The sequence below is a fragment of the Aequoribacter fuscus genome (genome assembly GCF_009910365.1).
GTDB classification, from domain to species: domain Bacteria; phylum Pseudomonadota; class Gammaproteobacteria; order Pseudomonadales; family Halieaceae; genus Aequoribacter; species Aequoribacter fuscus.
In genome coordinates, this window is the sequence record NZ_CP036423.1 from 747,524 (window position 1) to 771,887 (window position 24,364).

At 52.2% G+C, this 24,364-nt stretch carries 22 protein-coding genes; 16 read left to right on the forward strand and 6 right to left on the reverse strand.

What is annotated here, in order from left to right; all coding sequences use genetic code 11:
* Positions 1-138 precede the first annotated feature (138 nt).
* From EYZ66_RS14340 to EYZ66_RS03440, 11 genes are all read left to right on the forward strand, one after another.
* Positions 139-261, forward strand: coding sequence for a hypothetical protein (locus EYZ66_RS14340; RefSeq protein WP_009576723.1), 123 nt, complete (start codon positions 139-141; stop codon positions 259-261).
* A 406-nt stretch (positions 262-667) separates the two neighbouring features.
* A complete protein-coding gene (locus EYZ66_RS03395; RefSeq protein ID WP_160195593.1) occupies positions 668-1,969 on the forward strand; it encodes an MFS transporter in 1,302 nt (433 codons plus the stop codon).
* 156 nt (positions 1,970-2,125) lie between these two features.
* Positions 2,126-2,569 carry a 30S ribosomal protein S6 gene (gene rpsF / locus EYZ66_RS03400; RefSeq protein ID WP_009576604.1) on the forward strand — a complete coding sequence of 148 codons (444 nt, stop codon included), beginning with the start codon at positions 2,126-2,128 and terminating at the stop codon, positions 2,567-2,569.
* 16 nt (positions 2,570-2,585) lie between these two features.
* Positions 2,586-2,813, forward strand: a complete 228-nt coding sequence (rpsR, locus tag EYZ66_RS03405; RefSeq protein ID WP_009576605.1) for a 30S ribosomal protein S18 — start codon at positions 2,586-2,588, stop codon at positions 2,811-2,813.
* Between the two features lie 32 nt (positions 2,814-2,845).
* Positions 2,846-3,748: a hypothetical protein gene (locus EYZ66_RS03410; protein WP_009576606.1), complete on the forward strand. Its 903-nt coding sequence runs from the start codon at positions 2,846-2,848 to the stop codon at positions 3,746-3,748.
* A 31-nt stretch (positions 3,749-3,779) separates the two neighbouring features.
* A complete protein-coding gene (rplI, locus tag EYZ66_RS03415) occupies positions 3,780-4,229 on the forward strand; it encodes a 50S ribosomal protein L9 (RefSeq protein WP_009576607.1) in 450 nt (149 codons plus the stop codon).
* 260 nt (positions 4,230-4,489) lie between these two features.
* Complete coding sequence (dnaB, locus tag EYZ66_RS03420; protein WP_009576608.1) at positions 4,490-5,914, forward strand: replicative DNA helicase; 1,425 nt, start codon at positions 4,490-4,492, stop codon at positions 5,912-5,914.
* A 142-nt stretch (positions 5,915-6,056) separates the two neighbouring features.
* Positions 6,057-8,198, forward strand: a complete 2,142-nt coding sequence (locus EYZ66_RS03425) for a PQQ-dependent dehydrogenase, methanol/ethanol family (protein ID WP_050793448.1) — start codon at positions 6,057-6,059, stop codon at positions 8,196-8,198.
* A 155-nt stretch (positions 8,199-8,353) separates the two neighbouring features.
* Complete coding sequence (locus EYZ66_RS03430) at positions 8,354-8,776, forward strand: hypothetical protein (RefSeq protein WP_040817108.1); 423 nt, start codon at positions 8,354-8,356, stop codon at positions 8,774-8,776.
* A gap of 42 nt (positions 8,777-8,818) precedes the next feature.
* The gene (locus tag EYZ66_RS03435) at positions 8,819-10,501 is read left to right on the forward strand and encodes a sulfatase (protein WP_009576612.1); all 1,683 of its coding nucleotides are present in this window, start codon (positions 8,819-8,821) and stop codon (positions 10,499-10,501) included.
* Positions 10,502-10,530: 29 nt separating this feature from the next.
* Complete coding sequence (locus tag EYZ66_RS03440; RefSeq protein ID WP_009576613.1) at positions 10,531-11,256, forward strand: SDR family NAD(P)-dependent oxidoreductase; 726 nt, start codon at positions 10,531-10,533, stop codon at positions 11,254-11,256.
* A 69-nt stretch (positions 11,257-11,325) separates the two neighbouring features.
* On the opposite strand, the gene EYZ66_RS03445 is transcribed toward EYZ66_RS03440, so the two are convergent.
* Positions 11,326-12,393: an MBL fold metallo-hydrolase gene (locus tag EYZ66_RS03445; RefSeq protein ID WP_160195594.1), complete on the reverse strand. Its 1,068-nt coding sequence runs from the start codon at positions 12,391-12,393 to the stop codon at positions 11,326-11,328.
* A 138-nt stretch (positions 12,394-12,531) separates the two neighbouring features.
* On the opposite strand from EYZ66_RS03445, the gene EYZ66_RS03450 reads away from it, so the two are divergent.
* Together EYZ66_RS03450 and EYZ66_RS03455 are read left to right on the forward strand one after the other, a co-directional pair.
* Entirely contained in the window at positions 12,532-13,275 is a 744-nt protein-coding gene (locus EYZ66_RS03450; protein ID WP_009577127.1) for a sulfite exporter TauE/SafE family protein, read from the forward strand.
* A 33-nt stretch (positions 13,276-13,308) separates the two neighbouring features.
* Complete coding sequence (locus EYZ66_RS03455; protein ID WP_009577126.1) at positions 13,309-13,896, forward strand: TetR/AcrR family transcriptional regulator; 588 nt, start codon at positions 13,309-13,311, stop codon at positions 13,894-13,896.
* Here EYZ66_RS03455 and EYZ66_RS03460 read toward each other — a convergent pair.
* The 3 genes from EYZ66_RS03460 to EYZ66_RS03470 form a co-directional block, all read right to left on the reverse strand.
* Entirely contained in the window at positions 13,893-15,242 is a 1,350-nt protein-coding gene (locus EYZ66_RS03460; protein WP_040817793.1) for a DsbA family protein, read from the reverse strand. The genes EYZ66_RS03455 and EYZ66_RS03460 overlap by 4 nt on opposite strands.
* Positions 15,243-15,322: 80 nt before the next feature.
* Positions 15,323-15,985 carry a replication protein P gene (locus EYZ66_RS03465; RefSeq protein ID WP_160195595.1) on the reverse strand — a complete coding sequence of 221 codons (663 nt, stop codon included), beginning with the start codon at positions 15,983-15,985 and terminating at the stop codon, positions 15,323-15,325.
* Positions 15,986-15,995: 10 nt separating this feature from the next.
* Positions 15,996-17,078, reverse strand: coding sequence for a DnaT-like ssDNA-binding domain-containing protein (locus tag EYZ66_RS03470; protein WP_040817790.1), 1,083 nt, complete (start codon positions 17,076-17,078; stop codon positions 15,996-15,998).
* A 53-nt stretch (positions 17,079-17,131) separates the two neighbouring features.
* On the opposite strand from EYZ66_RS03470, the gene radA reads away from it, so the two are divergent.
* Positions 17,132-18,511, forward strand: coding sequence for a DNA repair protein RadA (gene radA / locus EYZ66_RS03475; RefSeq protein ID WP_009577118.1), 1,380 nt, complete (start codon positions 17,132-17,134; stop codon positions 18,509-18,511).
* 5 nt (positions 18,512-18,516) lie between these two features.
* Here the strand turns inward: radA and EYZ66_RS03480 are convergent, their stop codons facing one another.
* A complete protein-coding gene (locus EYZ66_RS03480; RefSeq protein ID WP_009577116.1) occupies positions 18,517-19,167 on the reverse strand; it encodes a TetR/AcrR family transcriptional regulator in 651 nt (216 codons plus the stop codon).
* A gap of 115 nt (positions 19,168-19,282) precedes the next feature.
* A complete protein-coding gene (locus EYZ66_RS03485) occupies positions 19,283-19,891 on the reverse strand; it encodes a hypothetical protein (RefSeq protein ID WP_009577114.1) in 609 nt (202 codons plus the stop codon).
* A gap of 181 nt (positions 19,892-20,072) precedes the next feature.
* On the opposite strand from EYZ66_RS03485, the gene EYZ66_RS03490 reads away from it, so the two are divergent.
* Both EYZ66_RS03490 and EYZ66_RS03495 read left to right on the forward strand, forming a co-directional pair.
* Positions 20,073-21,251 (forward strand): efflux RND transporter periplasmic adaptor subunit, encoded by a 1,179-nt coding sequence (locus EYZ66_RS03490; protein ID WP_009577113.1) that lies wholly within the window; start codon positions 20,073-20,075, stop codon positions 21,249-21,251.
* A 1-nt stretch (position 21,252) separates the two neighbouring features.
* The gene (locus tag EYZ66_RS03495; protein ID WP_009577112.1) at positions 21,253-24,354 is read left to right on the forward strand and encodes an efflux RND transporter permease subunit; all 3,102 of its coding nucleotides are present in this window, start codon (positions 21,253-21,255) and stop codon (positions 24,352-24,354) included.
* The last annotated feature ends 10 nt before the right edge of the window (positions 24,355-24,364 follow it).

Consider the following 24,364-nt stretch of genomic DNA (forward strand, 5'->3'; position numbering starts at 1 on the left):
CCAATTGTTAAGTGACCAACAGGGCAACTTACCGAATGATTGGATTCGGTAAATTGCAGGCGTAGTTATCCTGTCTAACTTACAATTGGCGGTCTAAATAAGGTCGAACTTGGGTGGTGAGGCGCACCGGCGCGAAGAGTGCGAAAATACGTTTTGGGGCGTAGCGCCGCGTTGCTGGAGGATGCTGAAGTGCTTGCGTATGTGGCCCCCGAGCATTGCGCCATTGAGCACTGGCTCATGTCGCCCTCGCAGCAATCGTGACTCTCGGGTTGGTGCATGTGTGGCTCGTGCACTGTTGGTTCAGCGTAGACGCTTAGCAGGGGTGCATGGTTGGCCCCGATGGGCGTTACGATTCTCTGATCAGCGCTTACTGTCGCCTGTGGTGCACGTGTTTCTTGGTCGTGACAATTTGCAGACACACCTTCGCTGAACGGCAAGCCAAAGCAAAGCAGCAGGGCGTAAAGGGCTAATGTATTGATGCGCAATTTGATCATGCATCCATCATAATCCCAGTGCAGAACATTGCCAACACGCAGTGGTTTGCTAATCGTCTGTTTTTCTGTAAAAAAGTGGCATTATTACCCGCAACAGAAGTCGATTGCGGCGTTTTTTGAGTGTATCTTGCCGCGCTCGTGCAATACCCCAACCTCGATCCGAGAGGTGAATTATGAAGACCGTCGTTACACTCAGCTCACTCTTATTAGCAACCGCCTTGCTGCTCACCGGTCACGGCGTTCAAATTACGCTTTTACCGCTAAAAGGCGCGGGTCTGGGCTTGTCTGACACTGTTATTGGCTTAACCGGTTCGGCGTATTTCGCTGGGTTTGTGTTGGGCTGTTTTGTTGTGCCGCAAATGATCGGACGTGTTGGTCACATTAGAGGCTTTGCGGTGTTAACTGCGGTGATAGTCACGGCGTTGTTAAGTATGGAGTTATCGGGCTGGTGGCCTCTGTGGGCTTTGGCGCGGGGTGCTATCGGTTTTATGATGTGCGGCCTGTACACGGTCATCGAAAGTTGGTTGAACGACCAGGCGACGGATACCACTCGCGGTCGAGTGCTTGCCGCGTACACCTTTGTAGTGCTCATGGCCATGGCCTTGGGGCAGTTTCTGCTGTCCTGGATGCCGATCAGTACTGCGACGCCCATTATTGCGGCGGCAATGTTAATCGCTATGGCTATTGTTCCTGTAGGTCTAACACGGCAATTGGCGCCTGCGCCGATGGCAACGACTCGTGTGAGTTTTGGTTTGTTGTATCGTCGGTCTAAAGTAGCTTTTGCGGGTGCGCTCATGTCCGGCTTGGTAACAGGGAGTTTCTGGACCTTGGGAGCCGTGTTCGCCAAGCGCTCGATGCCGGAAATTAGCGACGTCTCGCTGTTCATTGCCGCAGCGATTATTGGTGGGGCGGTTGCGCAGTATCCAGTGGGTTTGTTGTCGGATCGATTTGGGCGTCCGCGTATTTTGGTAGCCTTAAGTAGCTTGAGTGTTGCCGTTTGCGCATTGCTGGCCTTAGCAACTGAGAGAGTTGTGTTGTTGGGTTTGGTGACAGTGTTCGGCGCCGTGGCGATGCCTATGTATGCTCTAGCGTTAGCTACGGTAATCGACAAAGCGAGAAGCGGCGAGTTTGTATTAGTCGGAACGTCGGTGCTGCTACTGAACGCGACAGGTGCTGCTCTGGCACCTCTATTTATCGGCCCCCTAATGGACGCAGCCTCAGTGAGTATGCTGTGGTGGAGCCTGGCGTTAACCAGCGGCTTGATTGGATTTTATATCTTCGTACACCGCAGCGACCGTGAAAACGTTGCCCCAGAGGAGCAAACCCCATTTAATATGGCAGCTCCAGAAATTGCGCCCACCGCCTTCGAGCTTGATCCTCGAGGACCGGATTCTATGGAAGAGGTCATTGAGCCCGCGGTAGAGCGACCCGCTTTCGACGACTCGCATGCTGGTGCACAAGCCGACAAAGCCTAGATTTACGCGGTGGAGAACTCTCGCACGAACACTTCTTGCTATTACCCTAAATAGCCTGTAAGCTTCGCGCTCGAAAATTTGCCCGGTCTATCCGTAGGCCGATCTCCTTGTCACACCGCAGAGAGTGGGTGGCATTAACCCGTAAGGAGCTTATCTATGCGACATTACGAAATCGTATTTATGGTGCACCCTGATCAGTCTGAGCAAGTCCCAGGCATGATAGAGCGCTATACTCAAATCATTGAAAAAGACGGCGGTAAAGTCCACCGTTTGGAAGACTGGGGTCGTCGCCAGTTAGCCTACACCATCAACAAAGTGCACAAAGCGCATTATGTTTTGATGAATGTTGAAGCCTCACTTGAAGCAATGGACGAGTTAACCACTATCTTCCGTTACAACGATGCCGTAATCCGTAACCTTGTGATCAAAATGGATGAAGCTGACACTTCAGAGTCTTTGATTATGAAGGCGGAAAAAGAAAGCCGTGAGCGCAAGAATCGTTACGAAGAGCGTCGTGCTGCTGAAGCCGAAGCAGAGAGTAATGATGACGAAGATCAAGACGACAGCGACGAAGACGCTGACGACAAAGACGCTGAATAAGCGGTAGGAGAAGACCATGTCACGATTTTTTAGACGACGTAAGTTTTGCCGCTTCACCGCGGAAGGTGTAAAACAAATCGATTATAAAGATTTGGAAACCCTGAAAGCGTACATCACCGAAACCGGTAAGATCGTACCTAGCCGTATTACGGGCACAAAAGCAAAGTATCAGCGTCAGTTGGCAACGGCTGTTAAACGCGCACGTTACTTGGCTTTGTTGCCTTACACTGACTCTCACGAGTAAGTGATTGGCCCTTAAGTGGGCGGAGGGATGACGTGAAAGCGCTAGCCCAATTTGCAATGCGGGGCCAATGGCAGGCGATGTTTTTAACCATCGCAGGCGCGGGTAGTGCTCTGTTTTGTTGGGTAAGCGCCGCGATTATCGCTTTAGTGAGTTTGCAACAGGGCCCCAAATGGGGTGGTTATCTGTTGTTTTGGGCTTTGTTGCCCTCGGGTCTGTTAGTTTATGTTTATGGCGATGCAGGCCCATTGATGTTGTTAGTCAGTGCTTGGCTTATGGCCAGTGTTTTGCGCCTGAGTGGTAGTCTGAGCACGGCATTGCTTAGCGCGGTGCCAATAGGTTTAGCCAGCGGTGGTGTTGTGGTTCTGTTTGGGCAGGGCTATTTAGAGCAGCTGGTGGCCTTATTCGATTCGTTCATCGCAAGCGTTGAACAATCGATGCAAGGCGGTGCGGAGATCGCGTTTGATCGACCCACTCCACTGCAAATTGCCGGCATATTGGCACTGTCGAATGCCTTTGCGGCATCAGCGTCGGTGTTGCTTGGCGCCTACTGGCAGTCGTCTTTGTATCGCCCAGGTTTGTTTGGGCGTGAGTACATAAGAGCGGTAGTGCCGGCGACAACAGCGATCGTGTTGGTGGTATTTGCTGTCGCGATGGTCGTTGCGGATATGGCAAATGGTAGTTGGGCCGCGATATTTTGCGTGCCTTTGGTGTTTACTGGTTTGGGCTACGTGCATGCGCGTGGACGAGCAAAACACAAAGGCAAGGGCTACTTTACAGGCTTTTATGTGCTTTGGGTGGTCTTTGATTTTATTAAGTTGGCGGTGGTAGGAATTGCCCTGCTGGATAGTGTTATGGGGTTGCGGAAACAGTTCTTACCCAGTGATTCACAGGGTGAGCTCGATAAGACGCCAACCGACCACGACAAAGATTTATAAACGAGGGCAAGCCCTCAAAAAGAGGTGAGTTATGGACGTTATTTTACTTGAAACAGTGGGTAACTTGGGTGGCCTGGGCGATCAAGTATCGGTAAAAGCCGGGTTTGGACGCAACTACTTGTTGCCTCAGGGCAAGGCAGTTCCAGCGACAGCTGAGAATGTCGCCGAATTCGAGGCCCGCCGCGCCGAGCTTGAAGCCGCTGCTGCTGCTGCATTGACTGCTGCTGAGAAACGCGCTGACGCGATCAATGGTATGGGCACCGTGACCATTACCATGAAAGCGGGCGACGAAGGCAAGTTGTTCGGTTCTGTAGGTACTCGTGATATCGCCGAAGCAGCCACTGCCGCTGGTACTGCGATTGATAAATCAGAAGTTAAGTTGCCAGAAGGCGCATTGCGTGAGATCGGCGAATACGAAATCGCTATTCAGGTACACGCCAATGTTATGGCAACACTGACTTTGGCGGTTGTTGCCGAGTAATGCTTCTTCGGGCGTCGTTGTGGCGCCCGCTAAAGTCAGGTCGCGCCTGCCGGGCAACGGCAGGCACGTTTTGCTGCCCCTGTTGCCTTCCCCTCATGTTTACACTCGCTCTTCACTGCTTGGTGAGCTAATTGCCACCTTGGCAAGACGGCCGAAAGCCCATTCTGTATCCGCAGTCTGTTGCGAGATGAGTCGATGTAGTGGTTTTTTTAGACTGAGAACTCAGGTAGGCTATCGTCTTTTGCTGATCCGCATCCAATATGTCTGAACCCGATTACGATGACTTTCCACCACCCGAGGATTACGCACCGGGTGGAAGTTATGCTCCCGATCGTGAGTTGTCGCGCATCAAAATGGCGCCGCACTCGATTGAAGCAGAGCGATCCGTACTGGGTGGCTTGTTAATTGCGAATGATGCGTGGGACAGCGTCGCTGAGGCGGTGACAGCCGCAGATTTTTACCGGCATGATCACCGTTTGATTTTTCGGCAGATTGCAAAGCTAGCGAATGAAAGTGATCCCATCGACGTCATCACCCTGTCAGATCGACTGGCAGCAGCGGGCGAGCTCGATTCAGTGGGCGGACTTGCCTATATTACGGAATTGGCGGCCGATACACCCAGTGCCTCTAATATTCGAGCGTACGCTAAGGTTGTCCGCGAGCGCTCGCTTCTTCGTCGACTGATTGAAACAGCACAAGATATTGCTGAAGCGGGGTTTAATCCCGAGGGTCGATCTAGTGAAGAGCTGATCGACGAAGCTGAACATAAAATCATGCAGATCTCTGAAGACGGCATGAAAAGCGGTGGCCCTCAAGAGGTGAACCCGCTGCTGTCTAAGGCTTTAGAGCGCATCGAAGAACTATTCCATTCCGGTGGCGACATCACGGGCTTGTCTACGGGCTTTAAAGACCTCGATAAGATGACCAGCGGCATGCAGCCGTCTGATCTCGTGATTGTGGCCGGGCGACCTTCGATGGGTAAAACCTCGTTTGCAATGAACTTAGTTGAACATGCGGTTCTCAATCAGAAAAAGCCCATTTTGGTTTTTTCAATGGAGATGCCCGCGGATCAATTGATCATTCGTATGCTGTCGTCGGTCGGACGCATTGACCAAACGCGCATTCGTAACGGGAAACTGGAGCAAGAGGATTGGCCCAAGCTGTCTGCAGCGGTGACCAAAATGAAGGACGTGCCTCTCTTTATAGACGACACGCCGGCCTTAACGCCAACCGAGCTGCGCGCTCGAGCTCGACGCTTGTCCCGCGAACATGGTCAGATCGGGATGATCATGATTGACTATTTGCAGTTGATGCAAGTGGCCGGTAAAAGCGAGGGGCGTACCGCCGAGATTTCCGAAATCTCTCGTAACTTGAAGGCTATCGCGAAAGAATTTAACTGCCCAGTGGTGGCTTTGTCTCAGCTTAACCGCTCGCTCGAGCAGCGTCCTAATAAGCGCCCGGTCAACTCGGATCTTCGCGAAAGTGGCGCGATCGAACAAGATGCAGACGTCATCATGTTTATTTATCGTGACGAAGTTTACAACGAAGACTCGCCCGACAAAGGTATTGCCGAGGTGATTATCGGCAAGCAGCGTAACGGTCCCATCGGTACCTGCCGCCTAACCTTCCAAGGTCAGTACACACGCTTTGATAACCTAGCGTTCGACAGCTATACCTACGACTAGGTCGGTTGTTGACAGCGGGGGGTCAATTTTCGCCGCATCCAATTAGGGTTTGGCTCGGCCTCGAATTTATGCCCATAATAGAGGCGTAGTTCGTGGACGCTCATACAACAATAAATCGCTCTCGAAGCGGGGAGACTATCGTTTGAATACACATCGTTTATCACCGTCTATTACCCGAGCCTTTGCGATAGGCTTGACGTCTTTTTTGGTCGCTTGCTCATCCAGCAAGCCGCCAGTCGCGGAAGTCCCTGCCGTACCGGCAAATGTTACTAAAGCGCGCGTCATTGCCGCAGACCAGGAGCCTGGTAACTGGATGGCGCACGGCCGCACTTACTCTGAGCAGCGTTACAGCCCCTTGAGCAAAATAAACGCTGAAAACGTGAAAAACCTGGGTATGGCCTGGCACTACGATTTGGGTGATACGCGGGGTATCGAAGCAACGCCTATTGTGGTGGATGGTGTGATGTACGTCACGGGTGGCTGGAGCAAAGTGTTTGCACTGGATGCTAAGACGGGCGAAGAAATTTGGACCTACGATCCAAAGATGGATAAAGCCTGGTTCGTCAATATGTGTTGCGATGCGGTCAACCGTGGCGCTACTGCGTGGGAAGGTAAAATTTATTCGGGTGTGGGAGATGGCCGTCTGATCGCTATTGACGCGGCGACGGGTGAATTGGTTTGGGAGGTGCAAACTACACCAAAAGATCGCCCATACTCTATCACAGGCGCACCTCGCGTGGTCGATGGCAAAGTGATCATCGGTAATGGTGGTTCGGAACTCGGCGTCCGAGGCTTTGTGACGGCTTACGATGCCAATACAGGTGAGCAGGTGTGGCGCTTTTATACGGTGCCGGGCAACCCCAACGAGCCCTTCGAGAATGCCATTCACGAACAAACGGTCAAAACTTGGAGTGGCGAGTGGTGGACCGTCGGTGGTGGCGGTACTGCTTGGGATTCGATTGCTCACGACCCTGAGCTCAACCTAGTCTACATCGGTGTGGGAAATGGTGCGCCCTGGAACCGCATGTATCGCAGTAATGGTACGGGCGACAACCTGTTCTTATCATCGATTGTTGCGCTCAACGCAGAGACTGGCGAATACGTGTGGCACTATCAAACAACGCCGGGTGAGAGCTGGGACTATACTGCAACGCAGCACATGATCTTAGCCGATATGGAGTTCGATGGACGGATGCGTAAAGTCATCATGCAGGCGCCCAAAAACGGCTTTTTCTATGTGATTGATCGCGAAACCGGTGAATTTATCTCTGCCGAGAAGTACACCATGGCGACCTGGGCGACGCACGTAGATCCCGAGTCTGGGCGCCCCGTAGAGGCACCAGAAGCGCGTTATGAAGAAACCGGCGTGCCGAACTTTCAGTTCCCTCACCCCTTGGGTGGTCACAATTGGCACCCCATGTCGTATAGCCCCGATACAGGCTTGGTGTACATCCCCGCGCAGGAAATCCCCATTGTGTATGGGCACGACAGTGATTACGAGTACAACTCGAAAGGCTGGAACGTAGGTGTTCGTTTTGAGTTAGCGGCATCGCCCGATGACCCGGCTGTGCGTGCACAGTTGGGTGCGATGGTTAAGGGATATATCACCGCTTGGGATCCCGTAACGCAAACGGAAAAATGGCGCGTGCAGCATCCAAATATGTGGAACGGTGGTTTGTTGAGCACCGCGGGTAATCTTGTATTCCAAGGTAATGCTGAGGGCGAGTTTGTCGCCTATACGGCTGACAGCGGTGAACGCTTGTGGTCAAGCTACGCCCAAACCGGTGTGGTGGCGGGTCCTGTGACCTACACCGTAGATGGCGAGCAGTACGTCGCTGTTGCTGCTGGTTGGGGTGGGTCGTTCGCGATGGTCGGCGGTGAACTCGCGAAACGCAGCAAAGGTTCCACGGCTCGTCCTCGCGTACTGGTCTACAAGTTGGGTGGCACGCATGAACTCCCCCCTGAGCCCACACCCGAGCAAATGGCTGTGGTGACGCCAATCGAGCAAATTGGTGACGAAGCTATGATCACCGAAGGCTTGAAGCAGTACATGGCAAACTGCCATATGTGTCACGGCGACAGAGCGGTTTCGGGTAGCTCGGTACCCGATTTGCGTATGATGTCGGAAGCGAGCTGGGAGCTGTTTTACCCCATCGTTCAAGGCGGGCTGAGGCATCAGCAGGGTATGGTCGGGTTTGGTGATCGTCTGAACAAAGACCAAATTGACTCGATATACGCCTATCTTGTAAAACGCCGTAACGACCTTGCGGCGGGTATTGACTAGCACTTGTAAAGTAGAGTTCAACACAAGCCCCTGATACGAATGTGTCAGGGGCTTTTTTGTATCGACTTGCCAAGTCACAGATTGATTCCGAGGCTCGCATTGGGTTATTGTCAGTGACTCTAATAATGACATAATAAGTGACACAAGGTGCTTCCATGAACGTTGAAAATGATGTGTATCCCCATCGTCCAGGAAGCATCAAGATGCTTCAAGAGCCTGGGCCCGACGGACCAATTTACATGGTTAACTTGCTGAAATTCCGAGCGCAGGCTGATTATAAAGATGGCCGAGAAAGCGCACTCACGGGAAGAGAAGCCTATAACTTGTATGCCACCGAGGTGACGCGGGTTATTCAACAGCACGCCGGTAAGATTTTATTTTCGGCAGACGTATCGGGCCTACTGCTTGGTCATGTCGATGAGCTTTGGGATGCCGTGGCAATAGCGCAGTATCCGAATCGTGCCGCATTAATTGCGATGTCGATGTCTGAGGCATTATCCGAGCCCAGTAAACACCGTGAGGCCGGTCTGCAGGGTCAGCTTAATATCGAGACAGTGGGAACTGGCTTGTTTGACTGAACGCTGTGTTGCCATTGAGAAATGGGTGGGGGAGCAGGTCTAATGAACGTAAAACGTATTGGGCTTTTGGTGGGATGCATTGCATTCGTGTTGTTCGGACTTTGGTATTTCCGGCTTCCGCTGTTGCTGCAGCTGGTGACCTTGCAATCGGCTCGAGAGTATCGTGACTTGCCAGCGGCGCCAGAGTTGGCTTGGCAGCAAGGTCCTGCAGAAGCAAACGAGCGGGCCTCCGAAACGAGACCTAACATTGTTTTGATTGTTGCTGACGATTTAGGATTTAACGATATTTCGACGTTTGGTGGCGGTATCGCGAATGGCGCCGTGCCCACGCCAAATATTGATCGTTTAGCAGCGGAAGGTGCCATTTTTGAGCAGTCGTACTCCGGTGCAAGCACGTGTGCACCGTCGCGCGCAATGATGATGACCGGGCGTTATCCCACTCGTACAGGCTACGAGTTTACCCCTACCCCTCCTGGCATGGCCTCTATTGTGAGCCGCTTGTACAACCAGATCGATCCTTTTCCAGAGGCTTATTATTCTCAAGATCTTGAAGATCAACAGCCGGATTTTCACTCAAAAGGGTTGCCCACGGAAGAAGTGACCGTGGCGGAGGTGTTGAAGCAGCAGGGTTATTACACCGCTCACATTGGTAAATGGCATTTGGGTCGAACCAATGGCATGGACCCGAATTCTCAGGGTTTTGATGATAGCTTGTTGATGCAAAGCTTTCTGTTCTTGCCGCAGGATGACCCCCGCGTGGTGAATGCCAAGCTGGACTTTGATCCCATCGACCGATTTTTGTGGGCTAAGTCGGGCTTTTCCGGATCATTCAATACCGTTAACGAACAACGTTTTAAACCCAAGGGTTACTTAACCGATTACTGGACCGACGAGGCGATCCGAGTCATTGAAGCGAATCGGAGCCGACCGTTTTTCTTGTATTTAGCTCATTGGGGGGTACACACACCCTTACAAGCAACCAAAGAAGACTATGAGGCCGTGGGCGATTTACAGCCGCATCGACTTCGGGTCTATGCAGCGATGATACGTGCTTTAGATCGATCGGTTGGACGCGTGCTGGATGCACTAGACCAGAGAGGACTGTCCGAAAATACTCTAGTGATATTTACCAGTGATAATGGCGGTCCAGGCTACATCGGTCTGAGCGACATCAATAAGCCCTTTCGGGGTTGGAAAATTACTCAGTTCGAGGGTGGTATCCGCGTGCCCTTATTCTTGCGTTGGCCTCGGGTTATTGAGTCGGGTGTGAGGATCAATACGCCTGTCGCTCACATCGATATGATGCCGACGATCAGTGCTGCGGCACAGGCATCGCTGCCTAGTGATCGTGTGGTGGACGGTATGAGTGTCTTGCCACTGTTGACTCAGACGGGGCGAGAGAACTGGTCGCGCGACACCTTGTTTTGGCAAAACGGGCAGTATCAAGTGGTGCGCCATGGCGATTGGAAACTGCAGGTAAATTCGCCCAAGCTGACCGAGCCTAAGCAGTGGTTGTATCACTTGGCCGAGGACCCTTACGAGATTAACAATCTCGCAACCCGTTATCCGGACAAAGTCCGTGAGTTATCGAAATTACTGTTAGAGCACAATCAAGATCGCGTACCGCCGCTGTATCCGGCGACCACGGAATTGCCGGTCCTGATTGATAAAACGCTTGCGGAGACCTATGAAGAAGGTGACGAGTATGTTTACACGCCAAATTAACGACGATCGCGAAAGCAATTGAGGTGAGAGTGGATTTTAACAAGGCATTAAATTTTGAAGGGAAGCAGGTTTTGGTGTGTGGTGGTTCCGATGGCATTGGCTATGGCGTTGCCTGCGCCTTTCACCAATTGGGTGCGTCGGTATCGATTACTGGTACCAAAGAGCGCGGTGATTACGACAAAAATTTTTACGACTGGGGGTACTACCCGCTCGATTTAGCCAGCGCTGAATCGGTCGCGGCGTTAAGCGAGAAGATCACCGCGTTGGATACCTTGGTCAATTGTGTGGGTACCGTACTTTGGAAACAAGGCGAGTTTGACCGCGCAGGATTCGAATGGGTGATGGCCGTTAACGTGAATGGCGCCATGGATTTGTACACGCGCTTATTGCCTTTATTGCAGCGCAGTAGCGGCTCGATCATTAGCTTGGATTCGGTGGCATCAATACGCCCCGCGTGGCAAAACCCTGCGTATTCGGCCAGTAAAGCAGCTCTGGTACAGCTGACTAAAAGCCTGGCGAAAAAATGGGGCAAGAAAGGTGTGCGCGTGAACACGGTCGCCCCCGGCTTGGTGCCGACGAAATTAACTCAGAACCAGGTGGGTGAGGCACAGGAGGACGAGTTTGCCAAGGTCTGTCCGGTTGGGCGCTTTGGTACCCCTGAGGACATCGCAGGCGCGGTCGTCTTCCTGGCATCGCCACTGGCGGCGTATGTGACAGGTGAGCAAATTGTTGTGGATGGCGGCTCTAGCTTGTAACTGCTCGTTTTAGCGGTGCACGAACCCCGTACGCGCGCTCGTTTGGGGATTCGTGCTTGCGAGTCCAGTTTACAGTCCGGTTTGCACTAAATTCACATCGCTGCTTCCGGCAGGTAAGGAGAATAGAACGCCGTCTTGACCTATGGTGTAGTTTTCAAATACGTCTTGGGCGCCGTTTAAAAACAGCTGTTTTTGCCCGGGCGCAACCAAAGGTGGCACAATGTGGTAGTAAAGCAGATGTTTTACGCCTGCTTCTTTCGCTGTTTCAGCCGCATCCATTGGGCTGGCATGATAATCCAATATATCGCTGGTGACCTTTGCCAGTACCGTCATGTCTTTCTTAATGGCGGTCTTATGCATAAGGCCAACAAGGTTCGGCGCCAATGCCTCATGGACCAGCAGGTCAATGCCTTTAGAGTGCTGAATGATGGTATCGGATTTGACGGTATCGCCGGTGATTAATGTTGTGCGACCTTTGTAGGTAAATTTATAGCCAACGGCCGGGTCTACTGGCGAATGATCGACCGCAAATGTCTCGATTTTAAGGTCGGGGGTTTCGATTAACACCAGGGATGCCCCCTCTCTCGGCTTGTCGAAGCTATTGGCTTGCATCCCCGCGCCGCTTAAGGGCGCTACGCTGTCGCCGTGGTGTGCGTTGCGATAGACGCTGTCGAGCTGATAGGCCGTGTTAAAGCCGTTAACGATATTATCGAGGCCCGTGGCGCCGTAGACAGGTAGCGGGGTTGTATTGGCATCATTCACCCAACGCAGTGTAGCCAATTCACCTAGGCCGTCGATGTGATCGGAGTGGAAATGCGTGAGGAAGACGGCGTCTATGCTGCCAGGCTGCATGCCCATGCGAATCAGGTTGCGTATGCCATCGGTGCCAGCGTCCACCATAAACAGCTGGCTGCCCGCTGCGACCACCACACAGGGTCCTGACGCTTTTGGAGCCGGTAGGGGACCTCCGGCGCCGCACAGGCCGACCTGAAGGCCATCGGGTAGCTCATCGAGTACGTTTCGACCCATTTGCTTGTTCATCCCAGCTTCGAGAATGCGCTGCGCGATCGTTTCTTTTTGCAGCGCTGCGATAAAGCCGGTGACGACTAAGAGGGCAAAAATAATGCCTTTTTTCATTTTCAGTTCCTTTTGACCCACGGGCACTAAGATGTTGGCCAATGTTATGCCATAAACAGGCCTGAGCCACAAGCAAGTGCTGGTCGCTGCTTTTACCTAAAAGCATGCTAAAGTGTCGAACCACGGTTAGGGCCCAGTATGAACTTATCTCTCGATCTAATGTTGACCATTTGGGCGGGTGTCGCCGTAGCCTCTGTCCTGCGCGCATTTACTGGGTTTGGTTTCGCTCTGGCTGCCGTTCCTATTTTTATCTGGGTGCTGCCGCCCTCGCTGGCGGTGGTCCTAAGTGCGTCTCTGGTATTTGCGACTAGCTCCCTGCGTTTTGGTGCGTTTAAAAAAGCGTTACCCAAGCGCAAGATCACCGGATTACTCGTGACTTTAATCGTCTTCTCGAGCGTCGGTGTCGTATTTTTATCGTCACTGGAGCGCTCGAAGTTTCAGCTGCTGGCGGGGGTGATTTTGCTGATTGCTTGCCTTTTGCTGGTTTTTAGCAGGCGGTTTTCATTTTCGGGAAGCACTTTTAAAGACCTGTTGACTGGCTCCGCAGCGGGATTACTCAATGGTCTGCTGTCGATGCCTGGGCCGCCTTTGATTGTGTATGTGCTGGCTACTGAAAAAGATCCCGCCCAAAGTCGCGCTCTACTAATGACCCTGCTCTTGGTTTCGGCGGCACTGGCGCTCGTCAATTTTACATGGATGGGTTTTGTCACTATTGATAGCCTTTGGCTGTTTTTGCTGGCTTGGCCCGTGATGTTGCTGGGCGACCGCTTGGGTAACCACTGGTTTGCCAGCTATGGGTCTCAGCAATACCGTCGCGTTGCCATCGGGCTGCTGGTACTGATCGCGTTATCTTCTGTTGCATCTGGCATAGGGCAACTGTAAATTGGCGGCTCACATGCAACTTATGACAGTTCAATGACAAAACCTGCAAAGCTCTTGGAAATTGACGGTCGTCGTCAGCGCAGCGAGCGCAGTAAGCAAGCCATCATTGATGCAATGGCTGCTATGATAGAGGAAGGGAACCTAATCCCTACTGCGCAACAAGCATCCGATCGCGCGGGTGTGGGGATTCGGACTGTCTTTCGTCATTTTTCGGATATGGAAAATTTGTTTTCGATTGCTGATACTCAGCGTCGCGCGCATATCGAAGGGCTGTTTGCCGGAGGCGATCGTCATGGTTCTGTCAGTGAGCGCATTCAAAAATTGGTTGATTATCGCGGCCAACAGTATGAATTAGTCGCTAATATTGCTCGGTCATCGTTGGCACAGCGCTGGCGTTATAAAGCCTTGCACGAGAATTACGCTAGATATCAGCGGGCTTTGCGCAATGACAATTTTGACTGGTTGCCCGAACTAAGGTCTTTGCCAAAAGCGTTACAAGATTCGATTGAAGCGCAGCTGTCGTTTGAACACTGGGATCGTCTACGTGATCACCAGAACCTAAGTGCCGACGAGGCCAAAGCTGCTATCGCAGAGACGCTGGCGCGCCTTCTAGGGGCTTAGGTGTTTTCTATTTGGTCAATAATTTGAGCAAAGCGCCACAGCCGATCTTGTCCCCACGCCTGAGCGATTACCTGGCCCTCGGGTGAAATGAGTCGGAAGCTGGGCACACCCCAACTGCCCCAGGAATACATGTCTTGTCGGTTTTGCTCTAGCGCGTCGCCCCAACCCGGTTTGTCTAGATAGGTTCTTGCCTCTTTCCACTGCAAACCGGCACGCTCGCATATCTTTTTCAAGCCGCGATTTGAGAGCGAGTTGATGCCCTCACAGAAAGCGCCATCCATAAAGCTTTTTAAGTATTCGCGCTGCAAGCCTTGCTGTATCGCCAGCGGATAGATTGAGAAACCGCGAATGACCCCTTCGCCGATGGGGTCGTAAAAATTGCCAAAGCCCACTTTAGATAGCGTTTTCGCCTCACGCGCGCAATCGCTCATGATGTAGGCCCCTTTAGTGCGAGTAAGCGTCACGCCTCGCATGACCATGGGCAAGACGGGTTTTAACACTAATTCGACACCTGCTCGATCTGCAAGTGCGCAGACGGCGTCAAAGCATATGGCTGAATAGGGTGATCGCAGGCTCGGGTAGCATTCTAGTCGATAGCCATGACTTAATGTTTGCTCGGGCAGCGTGCTCGCTCTTGGAAATAGAATGTCTCCGTAGACGCCAAGCGCCTGCAGGCGCTGCTCGAGGTGATACAAGCGGTCAACACCCCAATACCACTCGCCCTCGTAGTGCAACATTGCGCCGGCGTAGTGGCCAAGTTCTTGCTGGTATTTCGAACCTTCGTTAATGGCTGCCTCTGCCGCAGATAAGGCATCTGCTTTGTAATCGGCAGTTTCGAGGGCGCCAGACCACAGTGCATTACCTAAGTCGATAAGCTCGTCAATGGGGAGTGCGCCATCTTTCACGAGAGCGCTGGCTCTAACACTCGCGGCTTTAATGGCAGTATCACTGGGCACATAATCGCCAGCCTCAAACTGTAATCGGTAACCTGGCGCTATAAAAGCCGCATCGGTTCGTGATAGCGCGATTAACAATTCAGGCTCTGGATTGTTATTGCCGGATACCCCCCGAGTTAAGTGTGCAGTAAATCTTGCTGATGTGTTGGCTTGAACGAGCTTAAGTGCCTGCAGTAGTAAATGTGAATAGGGGTCATCCACTTGGTAGAACACCTGAACATGGTGATCACGTCTCTCGTGCCGTCGAAGCTGTTCGGCGCGTTCGCGTTTTTTGGTAAGTTGCTTATCGCTGAGGCGGCTTTTAAGAACCTGTCTCTGCAAAAAGCGAAACAGGCGCGATTGCGTGCTGGAAGACGCGCCGCTTTGGCGAGTTATGTTAGGTTCTGACATGGCGCATGGTGCCCCTTGATTTCGTTATGGCCAAGAGTGTGCCACAGGTGCCCAATCCAACATAGAGCAAAGACTGGAGTTTACAGCTGGGTCTTTGCCTTGAGTTTGGCTAAAAGCGCTAGCTGAGCTTCTTTGCCCAAAGGTTCTAGTACATGAGGTTCAGGTGCGGGTAAGGCAGGAACTTCGAACGATTCCCCCTGAAGTACACGTTCTAGGTATTTTTGATAGTGCTGCTCAAAGGCCTTGAACGCTTTGGCCTCGGGCTCGTTCGCTAGTATGAACCATCCGGCATCGCGTCCTGCTAGGTACACGATTGGGTGGCTCCAGCTCTGGCTCGCCTTGGGTGAAGGCGCTTGGCAGGCCTGAAGATAGGCGCTGTGTGCATCGGGTAAGCCCGACTCACCAAGTTGAGCGACACACTGGTCATGCATGCGGCTGAGGGTTGGTAGGTACTCACTTTTCTCGATGGCGCTTTTTGCAGCGTGTAACAATATCCTGACGGGATACTTGTTGAGTGACTCAAACCACAACTTTTTGACTTGTTTGACTTGCTCGGCGTCGGGGTAAGCTGAGTAGTACTGATTGTGGTAGTTGAGCCGAAAGAGAGCAAAAATTTGATTGATGGCTTCGACATATTCTTCGCGCGGAGGCTGTGAACTGCGCGATGCATGGGTGGGCTCTGGAAGGCTTTTACCCAGCGATTCAATCTGGTCGGCGATGTCGCTTATCGATTTTTTGCTCATTGTTTCGTCTCTATTGCGCCCAAGAGGTATCGCTAAGATCCTCGCTCAGGCTACGACCTCGAGTGCTGCTTGCTGCCTCGTTAGCCAATTGGTGCTGTTTGGCCCAGTGATATTTTACGTGCTGCAAGAACTTACTGTTCCATGAGGTTTGAAGCTGGTTTGAGTCTCGCCAAAAAACAATAAATTCGGGCAGTAAGTCGTTGGCAAAGTGAGCATCAATATGCGATAGCTTTAAAATATCATAAACATCGCTACTGGGGGTCCAATCGGCAGGTATGCGCGTTGGTTCGGTGCTGTGCTTGATCGCAGAGGTGTAGCGAGCCCATTGCAAGCGGATGTGCTGAATAAATCGCGAATTCAATTCTTTAGGGTGACTTCCGCGTTCTTTCCAGTACAGAACAAACTCAGGGATGGCCTCGTTGACGAACTCTGGGTCGACTCCGTTACGATTTAGAATTTCTAAGGCGTCGGCATTAGGGCGCCAGTTATTGTCCAATTGCGCGGGCTGATTTACCTCGAAGTTCGCGCTGTTTTTGGGTGCTTGCTGACGTCGCCATTGGCCTATGACATGCGTCCTGAATTTGTTTTCCCAAGCGTGTGATGGCTCATCGCGCTCACGCCAGTACAAAATAAAGTCTTCCAGTTGATCCAGCGCAAATTGGCGCGGGATGGCGTGGTTTAATTGCAGTAACTGCAAAATGTCCTCGCTAGGGGACCAATTATTTCTGAGCGTTTGCGCTCGTCTTGGCGGTTGAGTCGGTTGTGCCTGTTCGCTCTTTTCTGCGGGTTGGTTAAAGGCGAAAACCAGTTGATCGCTACTGTGTAGTGGGGGTGAGTCGATTAAAATGACGGCTTTTTCAACCAAATTACGACTTATTCGGTGCAAATCGCCTGAGGTCCAAAATCCACAATGGTTTAGCAGCTGCTGGCGTGGTAGCGTGAACCACTCAAAGCCGCGTTGGGTATTGCCGTCCAGGTGTTGCGTGAGTGCGTCAAGCTGTTGCAGTAGAATGGCTTCTTCCAGACCAATGGTTGCCGCGAGCGCGGGCGAAAACACCATGGACGTTTCAGGAAGTAAAGACGATCGGGGCATACTGGGTCGCTTGGTCAGTTAAGTTTATAAACCTTGGTAGCTAAGGGTACCTCATGGCGAAAGCAAAAACAGCGTTTGTCTGCAACGAATGTGGATCGGATTACGCAAAATGGCAGGGACAATGCAGTGACTGCGGAACATGGAACACCCTCGTCGAGTTTAAGCTGGGCCCGGCGAGTGGCGCAAAACGCAGTAAAACCCAAACAGCGAATGCCAGTTACGCTGGTGTTCGAAGCGAAGCCAAGCGACTGAGTGAAATCGATCTGGAAAAAACGCCGCGTTTTACTTCGGGTACCAGCGAATTTGATCGTGTTCTAGGGGGTGGTTTAGTCCCTGGATCGGCAATTTTGGTGGGTGGACATCCCGGAGCAGGCAAAAGTACTTTGCTGCTGCAAACGATGTGTCATCTGGCGAAAGACCGCGAGGTCCTATACGTAACCGGTGAGGAGTCCCCGCAACAGATCGCAATGCGGGCGCATCGCCTTGAGTTACCGGTTGACCGCCTGCGATTAATGGCCGAGACCAATATTGATGCGCTGTTGGCCACGGCAGAGGAAATCAAACCTGCGGTGATGGTGGTAGATTCAATACAGGTTATGCATGCCGATGATATCACCTCGGCTCCCGGCAGTGTGTCGCAGGTGCGCGAGTGTGCAGCGCGCTTGACTCGCTATGCGAAGTTGTCGAATACCGTACTTTTTTTGGTGGGTCACGTGACAAAAGACGGTTCGCTTGCCGGACCTAAAGTGCTTGAACACATGATCGATTGCTCGATCTTACTAGAAGGCGACGCCGACAAGCGCTTCAGAACCTTACGCGGTCAGAAAAACCGTTTTGGCGCTGTCAATGAGTTGGGTGTGTTTGCCATGACGGATAAGGGTTTGCGTGAGGTGAAAAACCCCTCGGCAATATTCTTGGATCGAGGGCATGAGGCCGCACCTGGCAGCATTGTCATGGCGGTTTGGGAGGGGACGCGTCCTTTATTGGTTGAGATACAAGCGCTGGTCGATGACTCGTCATTGTCCAATCCCAGGCGTGTGGCTGTGGGCCTTGAGCAAAACCGTTTGGCCATGCTGTTGGCGGTCCTGCATCGACACGCGGGACTGCAGCTGGGCGATCAAGACGTATTTGCTAACGTGGTGGGCGGGGTTAAAGTGTTGGAAACAAGCGCCGACCTATCGTTGTTAGCGGCGATCGTATCGAGTTTTAAAGATCGTATTTTGCCGCGCGATTGGGTCGTATTTGGCGAAGTCGGCTTAGCGGGGGAGATTCGCCCAGTACCCAGTGGGCAAGAACGCTTAGCCGAAGCTGCCAAGCATGGTTTTAAACATGCGATTGTGCCCAAAGGCAACATGCCTAAACAGCCAATTAACGGTCTGAAGGTCGTGGGGGTGTCCAAACTGTCCGAGGCGATGGACGCACTGCAGATATAATCATCCTACTGGTGGACGGTTTGCAGAGTCTCAAAAATGGTTTCGCAGTCTCGGTAAAATTGCTGTTGGGCGTCGCCTAAATAAGGCGCAATCATCGTCAGAAGCTGCAGAACACCTCGGTGCATCGTAATTTCTGGATCGCGTCGCCCGTGGAGTAAATGATCGAACGAGAACCAGAAGGTGGCCGTTTGCGATAGGTTGTCGGCAATGGCGTTCAATTGCTGTTCTCTGGTGTCGCCGCCTTGGGCGATAAGTTCATCACATAGGGCATAGAACGCGGCGCGTTTTAGCGCCAATATCCGTTTGAAACCGCGTTCGATTTTCGGGTAGCGGTTGATCAAGTCCGTTAAGTTATCGTATATGAACCGATAGTCGTGCATATCCTCAAATAAGACGAATAAATAGTACCAGTTGTTCTCGACAGACTCTTGGTTGGCCAACGGGGCGGCAATAGGTGCGGCTAAGGTCTCGCTGATGCGTTGTTCAAATTGATCGAAGAGTGCCGCAATGATGGGATCCTTGCCTTTGAAGTGGTAGTACAAGTTGCCTGGGCTCATATCGAGTTCGTCGGCAATTTCTAGGGCCGTCGTGTGTACCTCGCCCTGCTCGTTAAACAGGGTTAAGGCTGTGTGTAAAATACGATCACGAGTTTTCACAGGCCGACACTCTGACTAGGTGGGGGCATTGTGGCACATTTTTGGAGAATAAAAAAAAGGGCCGCATAAGCGACCCATAAACATAAGGGATTCGTGGAATTCCTGGATGTATTCTTTAGGCGACCTTGTTCAGGCCAGCCGCTTTGCGCAAACGCTCGAAACGACCTTTGGCTTTCTCGATGCGCGCTTCAATGGCCTCACGATCAGCGAGTTTGGCGATGGCAAATTTGCTGGTATCGATGTCCGCCAACTTTTCTTTGGCTTCTGTTTCTACTTTCTCGCCGCGTGCTACCAGCTCTTTATACAGTTCGCTGGCTTTGCCACGCTGAGCTTCTAACTCTTCGTTTAACGATTTCAGGCGAGTTTGCACTTCGTCGAAAGCTTTGCCATAAACGCCTAAGCCGGCGAGGACTGCTTTGCGCGGCAATTCAAAAGCTGATTCTTTGGCCGTTTCCGGCTTAGCTTTGGCGCGTGTTTTGGCCGCTGCTGGCTTTGCTTTGGCCGCTGTACGACGAGTTTTGGTCGCCGTCGTCTTGGTGGCTTCTGCTTTGTCAGTTGCTGATTTGCGAGTGGTCGCTTTGGCGGCGACTTTTTTCACAGGTGCTTTTTTAGCGGCTGTGGTGCGACGCGCACGCTTTGGTTTCGCCTCTGCTTCAATTGCAGCTGCTGCAGTTTCTACAGGCGCTTCTACTGCGCTTACTTCGGTTTTGATATCGTCAGCCATGATGTTCTCCTGAGCTTTGCTTGAACTTGGGACGCATAGTAGTGAGCAAAATTAGAAAACACATACTAAAAATAAAAAAAGTGTTCATTGTGGGTTTTTTTACCTTAGTTTGGATCCACAGCGGCTGTATTTTCGTAAACACTGGTGCACAATTTCGCCTTCAAAAATCAGGACAAGATCGGTGCCAAATTTACGTTTCAAAAGTTTTTTTCAAGCCCTTGCGGTGGTTGTTATCGGCGTCTTCATCGCCTTTAAAATTTTAACCGGTAAGCCGAAACCCGACCCCAAGCCCATTGTCGCACCGGCACCCATCGAGGTCAGTGTTATTCAAGCTGAGCCGACGGCCCAGAGTCTGATGGTCACCACTCAAGGAACGGCGGAGCCCGCGGTTGCAACGCGATTAAGCTCGGAGGTGATGGGGCAAGTTCTGTCGATATCCGAGCATTACCGCCCCGGCGGCTTTTTCAAGCAAGGGGATGTACTGCTGAGCGTCGATGATACGCAGTATCGTTTAGCCTTGGCGCGAGCCGAATCTCAGCTTGCCGCAGCGCGGCAGCGCTTGGCTGAAGAACGTGGCCGAGCACTGCAAGCCCAACGCGAATGGCGGGATTTGGGGAGTGAATCCGCGAATGCGCTATTTTTAAGGCAGCCGCAAATCGAGGCGTCGCAGGCGGCGGTCCAAGCGGCCGAGATGGAAGTTGCGAAAGCCCAACGCGATTTGGGAAAGACCAAAATCAAAGCGCCTTTTGACGGGCGGGTTAGGCAAAAGCTGGTGGATTTGGGCCAATACATTGGTGTCGGTATGCCGGTCGCTGAAGTCTATTCAACCGACGAAGTTCGTATCCAGCTGCCTCTAACCGACAAGCAGCTGGCAATGCTAGATCTTCGTTTGTTGGAATCTGCTAATCCGGAAGTGGATCAAGTCACGATCAGCGCAAAGGTCGCGGGACAAACGTGGACCTGGAATGGTCGCTTGATCGGCACCGGTGCCGATGTGGATATTCAATCTCGCGTTCATTTTGTCATGGTCGCCGTTGATGATCCTTTTGGTTTTAACGACGATGTTAACGACCCACCTTTGACGCCGGGGTTATTCGTTTCAGCAACCTTGCGCGGTAAACCGATAGAAGGTGTGACGCAATTGCCACGTAGCGCGATACATACGGACGGTACCATTCGATGGGTGGACGATCAGGATATTTTGCGTGAGCACGGTGTCGATTTATTGCAGTCAGACGGGCAACAGGCATGGGTTCTGGGGTTAGATAGAGCGATGAGCGTGGTAACACAATTGCCAGCAGGCGTTCTTGCTGGAACGCGCGTGCGAACAGCTGACGCACTCATAGGGGCGGTGAACTGATATGAACGGACCAATTCGCTGGTTTATCGATAATCCAATCGCAGCAAACTTGCTGATGATTCTGTTGGTGCTTGGCGGGTTATTGGCGATTCCGGCATTGAATAAGCAGTTTTTCCCAGAAATCGAAATTAACTCGGTATCCGTTTCGATGGTGTATCCGGGCGCTAGCCCGCGCGAAGTCGAAGAGCAAATATGCGCGCGCATTGAAGAAGCCGTGCACGATTTGCGCGGTGTAAAAGAAATACGTTCCGTAGCTCAGCAGGGCGTCGGCACAGTGTTGATCGAAGCTGAGCAAGGCTACGATACCTCGAAATTGACGGCCGACGTCAAGACCAGGGTTGATGCAATCAATACCTTTCCTGGTGATGCCGAACGGCCGATCGTTGTCGAGAACGCGTATCGTCACCTCATGGCGGTAGTGAACATTGCGGGTGATTTGAGCGAGCGAGAACTCAAAGTGCTGGGCGAGCGTTTACGCGATGACCTTTCTGCAGAGCCTTATGTATCGGTTGTGGAGTTGCGAGACCCCCGCCCTTACGAGGTGTCGGTCGAAGTTGCCGAGGCTAACTTGCGGCGCTACGGCCTGACGTTTGACGGTGTGGTGGCGGCCATTCGGGGGGCATCGCTCAATTTGCCAGCAGGTGCCATTAAAGCTGAATCAGGCGATATTCGTTTGCAGACTCGGGGTCAAGCGTATGGACGCACTGATTTCGAAGCCATTCCTTTGATCACGCGGTCTGATGGGGTAACCGTTACCCTCGGGGATGTCGCTTCGGTTCGAGATGGTTTTGCCGATATCGATATCGAGACCCGTTTCAATGGTAAGCGTAGTCACGCTTTAGATGTTTACGTGACGAGCGATCCGCAGACCCTTCGTACCAGCGAGGTCGTGCACCAATGGATCGAAAAAACCCAGCCGACCATGCCGGAGGGTGTAACGCTAACTATGTGGCGCGATTCCTCGGTTCCCTTTGTCGAGCGTGTAGACACCTTGCTTAAGAACGGCGTAGGTGGCTTGGGCTTGGTGTTCTTGGTCTTGCTACTTTTCTTGCGACCGAAACTCGCGATGTGGGTCTGTGTCGGCATCGGCGTGGCGTTTATGGGCGCGTTTTTCCTGTTGCAGTATACGAACACAAGCTTGAACATGATTTCACTGTTCGCCTTCCTGCTGATTTTGGGGATTGTGGTGGACGACGCCATTATTGTGGGCGAATCCATTCATACCTATCAAACCAATGGCCACCCTGGATCAGACGGAGCCTTTATTGGTGCTAAAGCGGTGTTAAAACCCGTGATGTATGCGGTGATAAGCACCATGATTTTCTTTGTGCCTATGTTGTTTATGCCCGGTGATATGGCGTCGGCGGCAACGGCCATACCTGTGGTGGTGATTTTGGCTTTGGCGTTTTCCTTGATCGAGAGCTTATGGATCTTGCCGCCGCATTTGGCGTACATGAAGCCTGCAGCACCACCGCGGTCGGCGATTCTAAAAACATTAGAGACAGTGCGATTGAAGTTTGCAGATGGTTTGGTACGTATCGCTGACGATTACTATCAACCGATGTTAAAGGGCGCTCTCAAACACAATGTATTAGTGCTGGGATTCTTTTTGGTTGCTCTGCTGATGACTCTGGCTATCTACGCGGGCGGCTGGTTGCGATCGGGCTTTTTCCCTCAGGTCAACTCTGATTACGTGCAGGTTCAAATTGCTCTACCCGATGGCGGCCCTTTCCGCCGCAGTCTTGAAGTCATGGATCAGGTCGAGCAAGCGGCGATTGCCATGAAAAGTGACTATAACCAGCGGCCTGAGTTCGCAGATGAGCTGGCCATTGGGAATATCTCGGCGTCGGCCCGCGAAAACCAGGTGCGGGTGATTGTCGAGACGCTGTCTGACAAGGTCGATACCAAAGCGCTCTCCACTGAGCTAGAAAGCTCCTGGGGGGATTTGGGCTTGGTCGAGTCGCTACAAGTGGATTACACCATTAACCATCTAGGTAAACCCATCACTTTGGTGTTGACCTCAACGTCAGTGAGCGACTTACAAAGCGTGGCGGCGGATTTGCGCGCTATTCTGGAGACCTACGAGGGTGTTTACAACATCACCGATTCGCTCGAAGCGCCGCGCGACGAGATCGTGTTGGACTTAAAACCGCAGGCTGAAAATCTGTCAGTGACTTTGTTCGATTTAGCTAGGCAGGTCCGCGAAGCCTTTTACGGAGCAGAGGCACAGCGCATCCCTAGGGTAAAGGAAGACGTCAAAGTGATGGTACGTTACCCCGAGAACGAACGGTTGTCGGTCGATGATCTGGACGAGTTGCGCATTCGCTTACCGAATGGCTCACAAGTGCCGTTTGATACCGTCGCTGACGTTGCGATTGAACCGGGCTACCAGAAAATCGAGCGCCTGGACCGCGAGCGCACATTGGTGGTGTCTGCCGATGTCGTGACCGGTGCGTCGAGCCCCAGAGCCGTCGTCGACACCATCATCAATGACTATCTGCCCGTTTGGCAGCAGAGCTATCCCAGCGTCGGGTTGGCTTTGGATGGAGAGTTAGAGGAGGAAGGCGAATTCTTGCGTGCAATGTTAACCTACATGGGTCTAGCCTTGCTGATCATTTACGGCTTGATGGCAATTCCATTCCGCTCTTACTGGCAACCCTTCCTGATTCTTACGGCCGTACCTTTTGGTGTCATGGGCGCCATTTTGGGTCACCTGATTTTGGATTGGCAAGTGAGCATGTTTTCAATTTTGGGCGTTATTGCCTGTGCAGGTGTGGTGGTGAATGACAATTTAGTGCTCATCGATCGCGTGAATAACTTGCGCGACGAGGGTGGCATGAATCTGTATGACGCTCTGGTAAACGGATCTCGCGACCGATTCAGACCGATTATTCTGACCTCGCTCACTACGTTTATTGGCTTATTGCCAATTATGTCTGAGACAAGCGTGCAGGCCCAATTCCTGATCCCTATGGTGACCTCATTGGCCTTTGGAGTGCTGTTTGCCACAGGTGTGACTCTTGTATTGGTCCCCTGCCTTTACCTCTTTGGCGAGCAGGTGGGCAGCTTGTTGCGGCCGCGCTCGGCGGTCGCCTCCGCCTGATAGAAAAAAG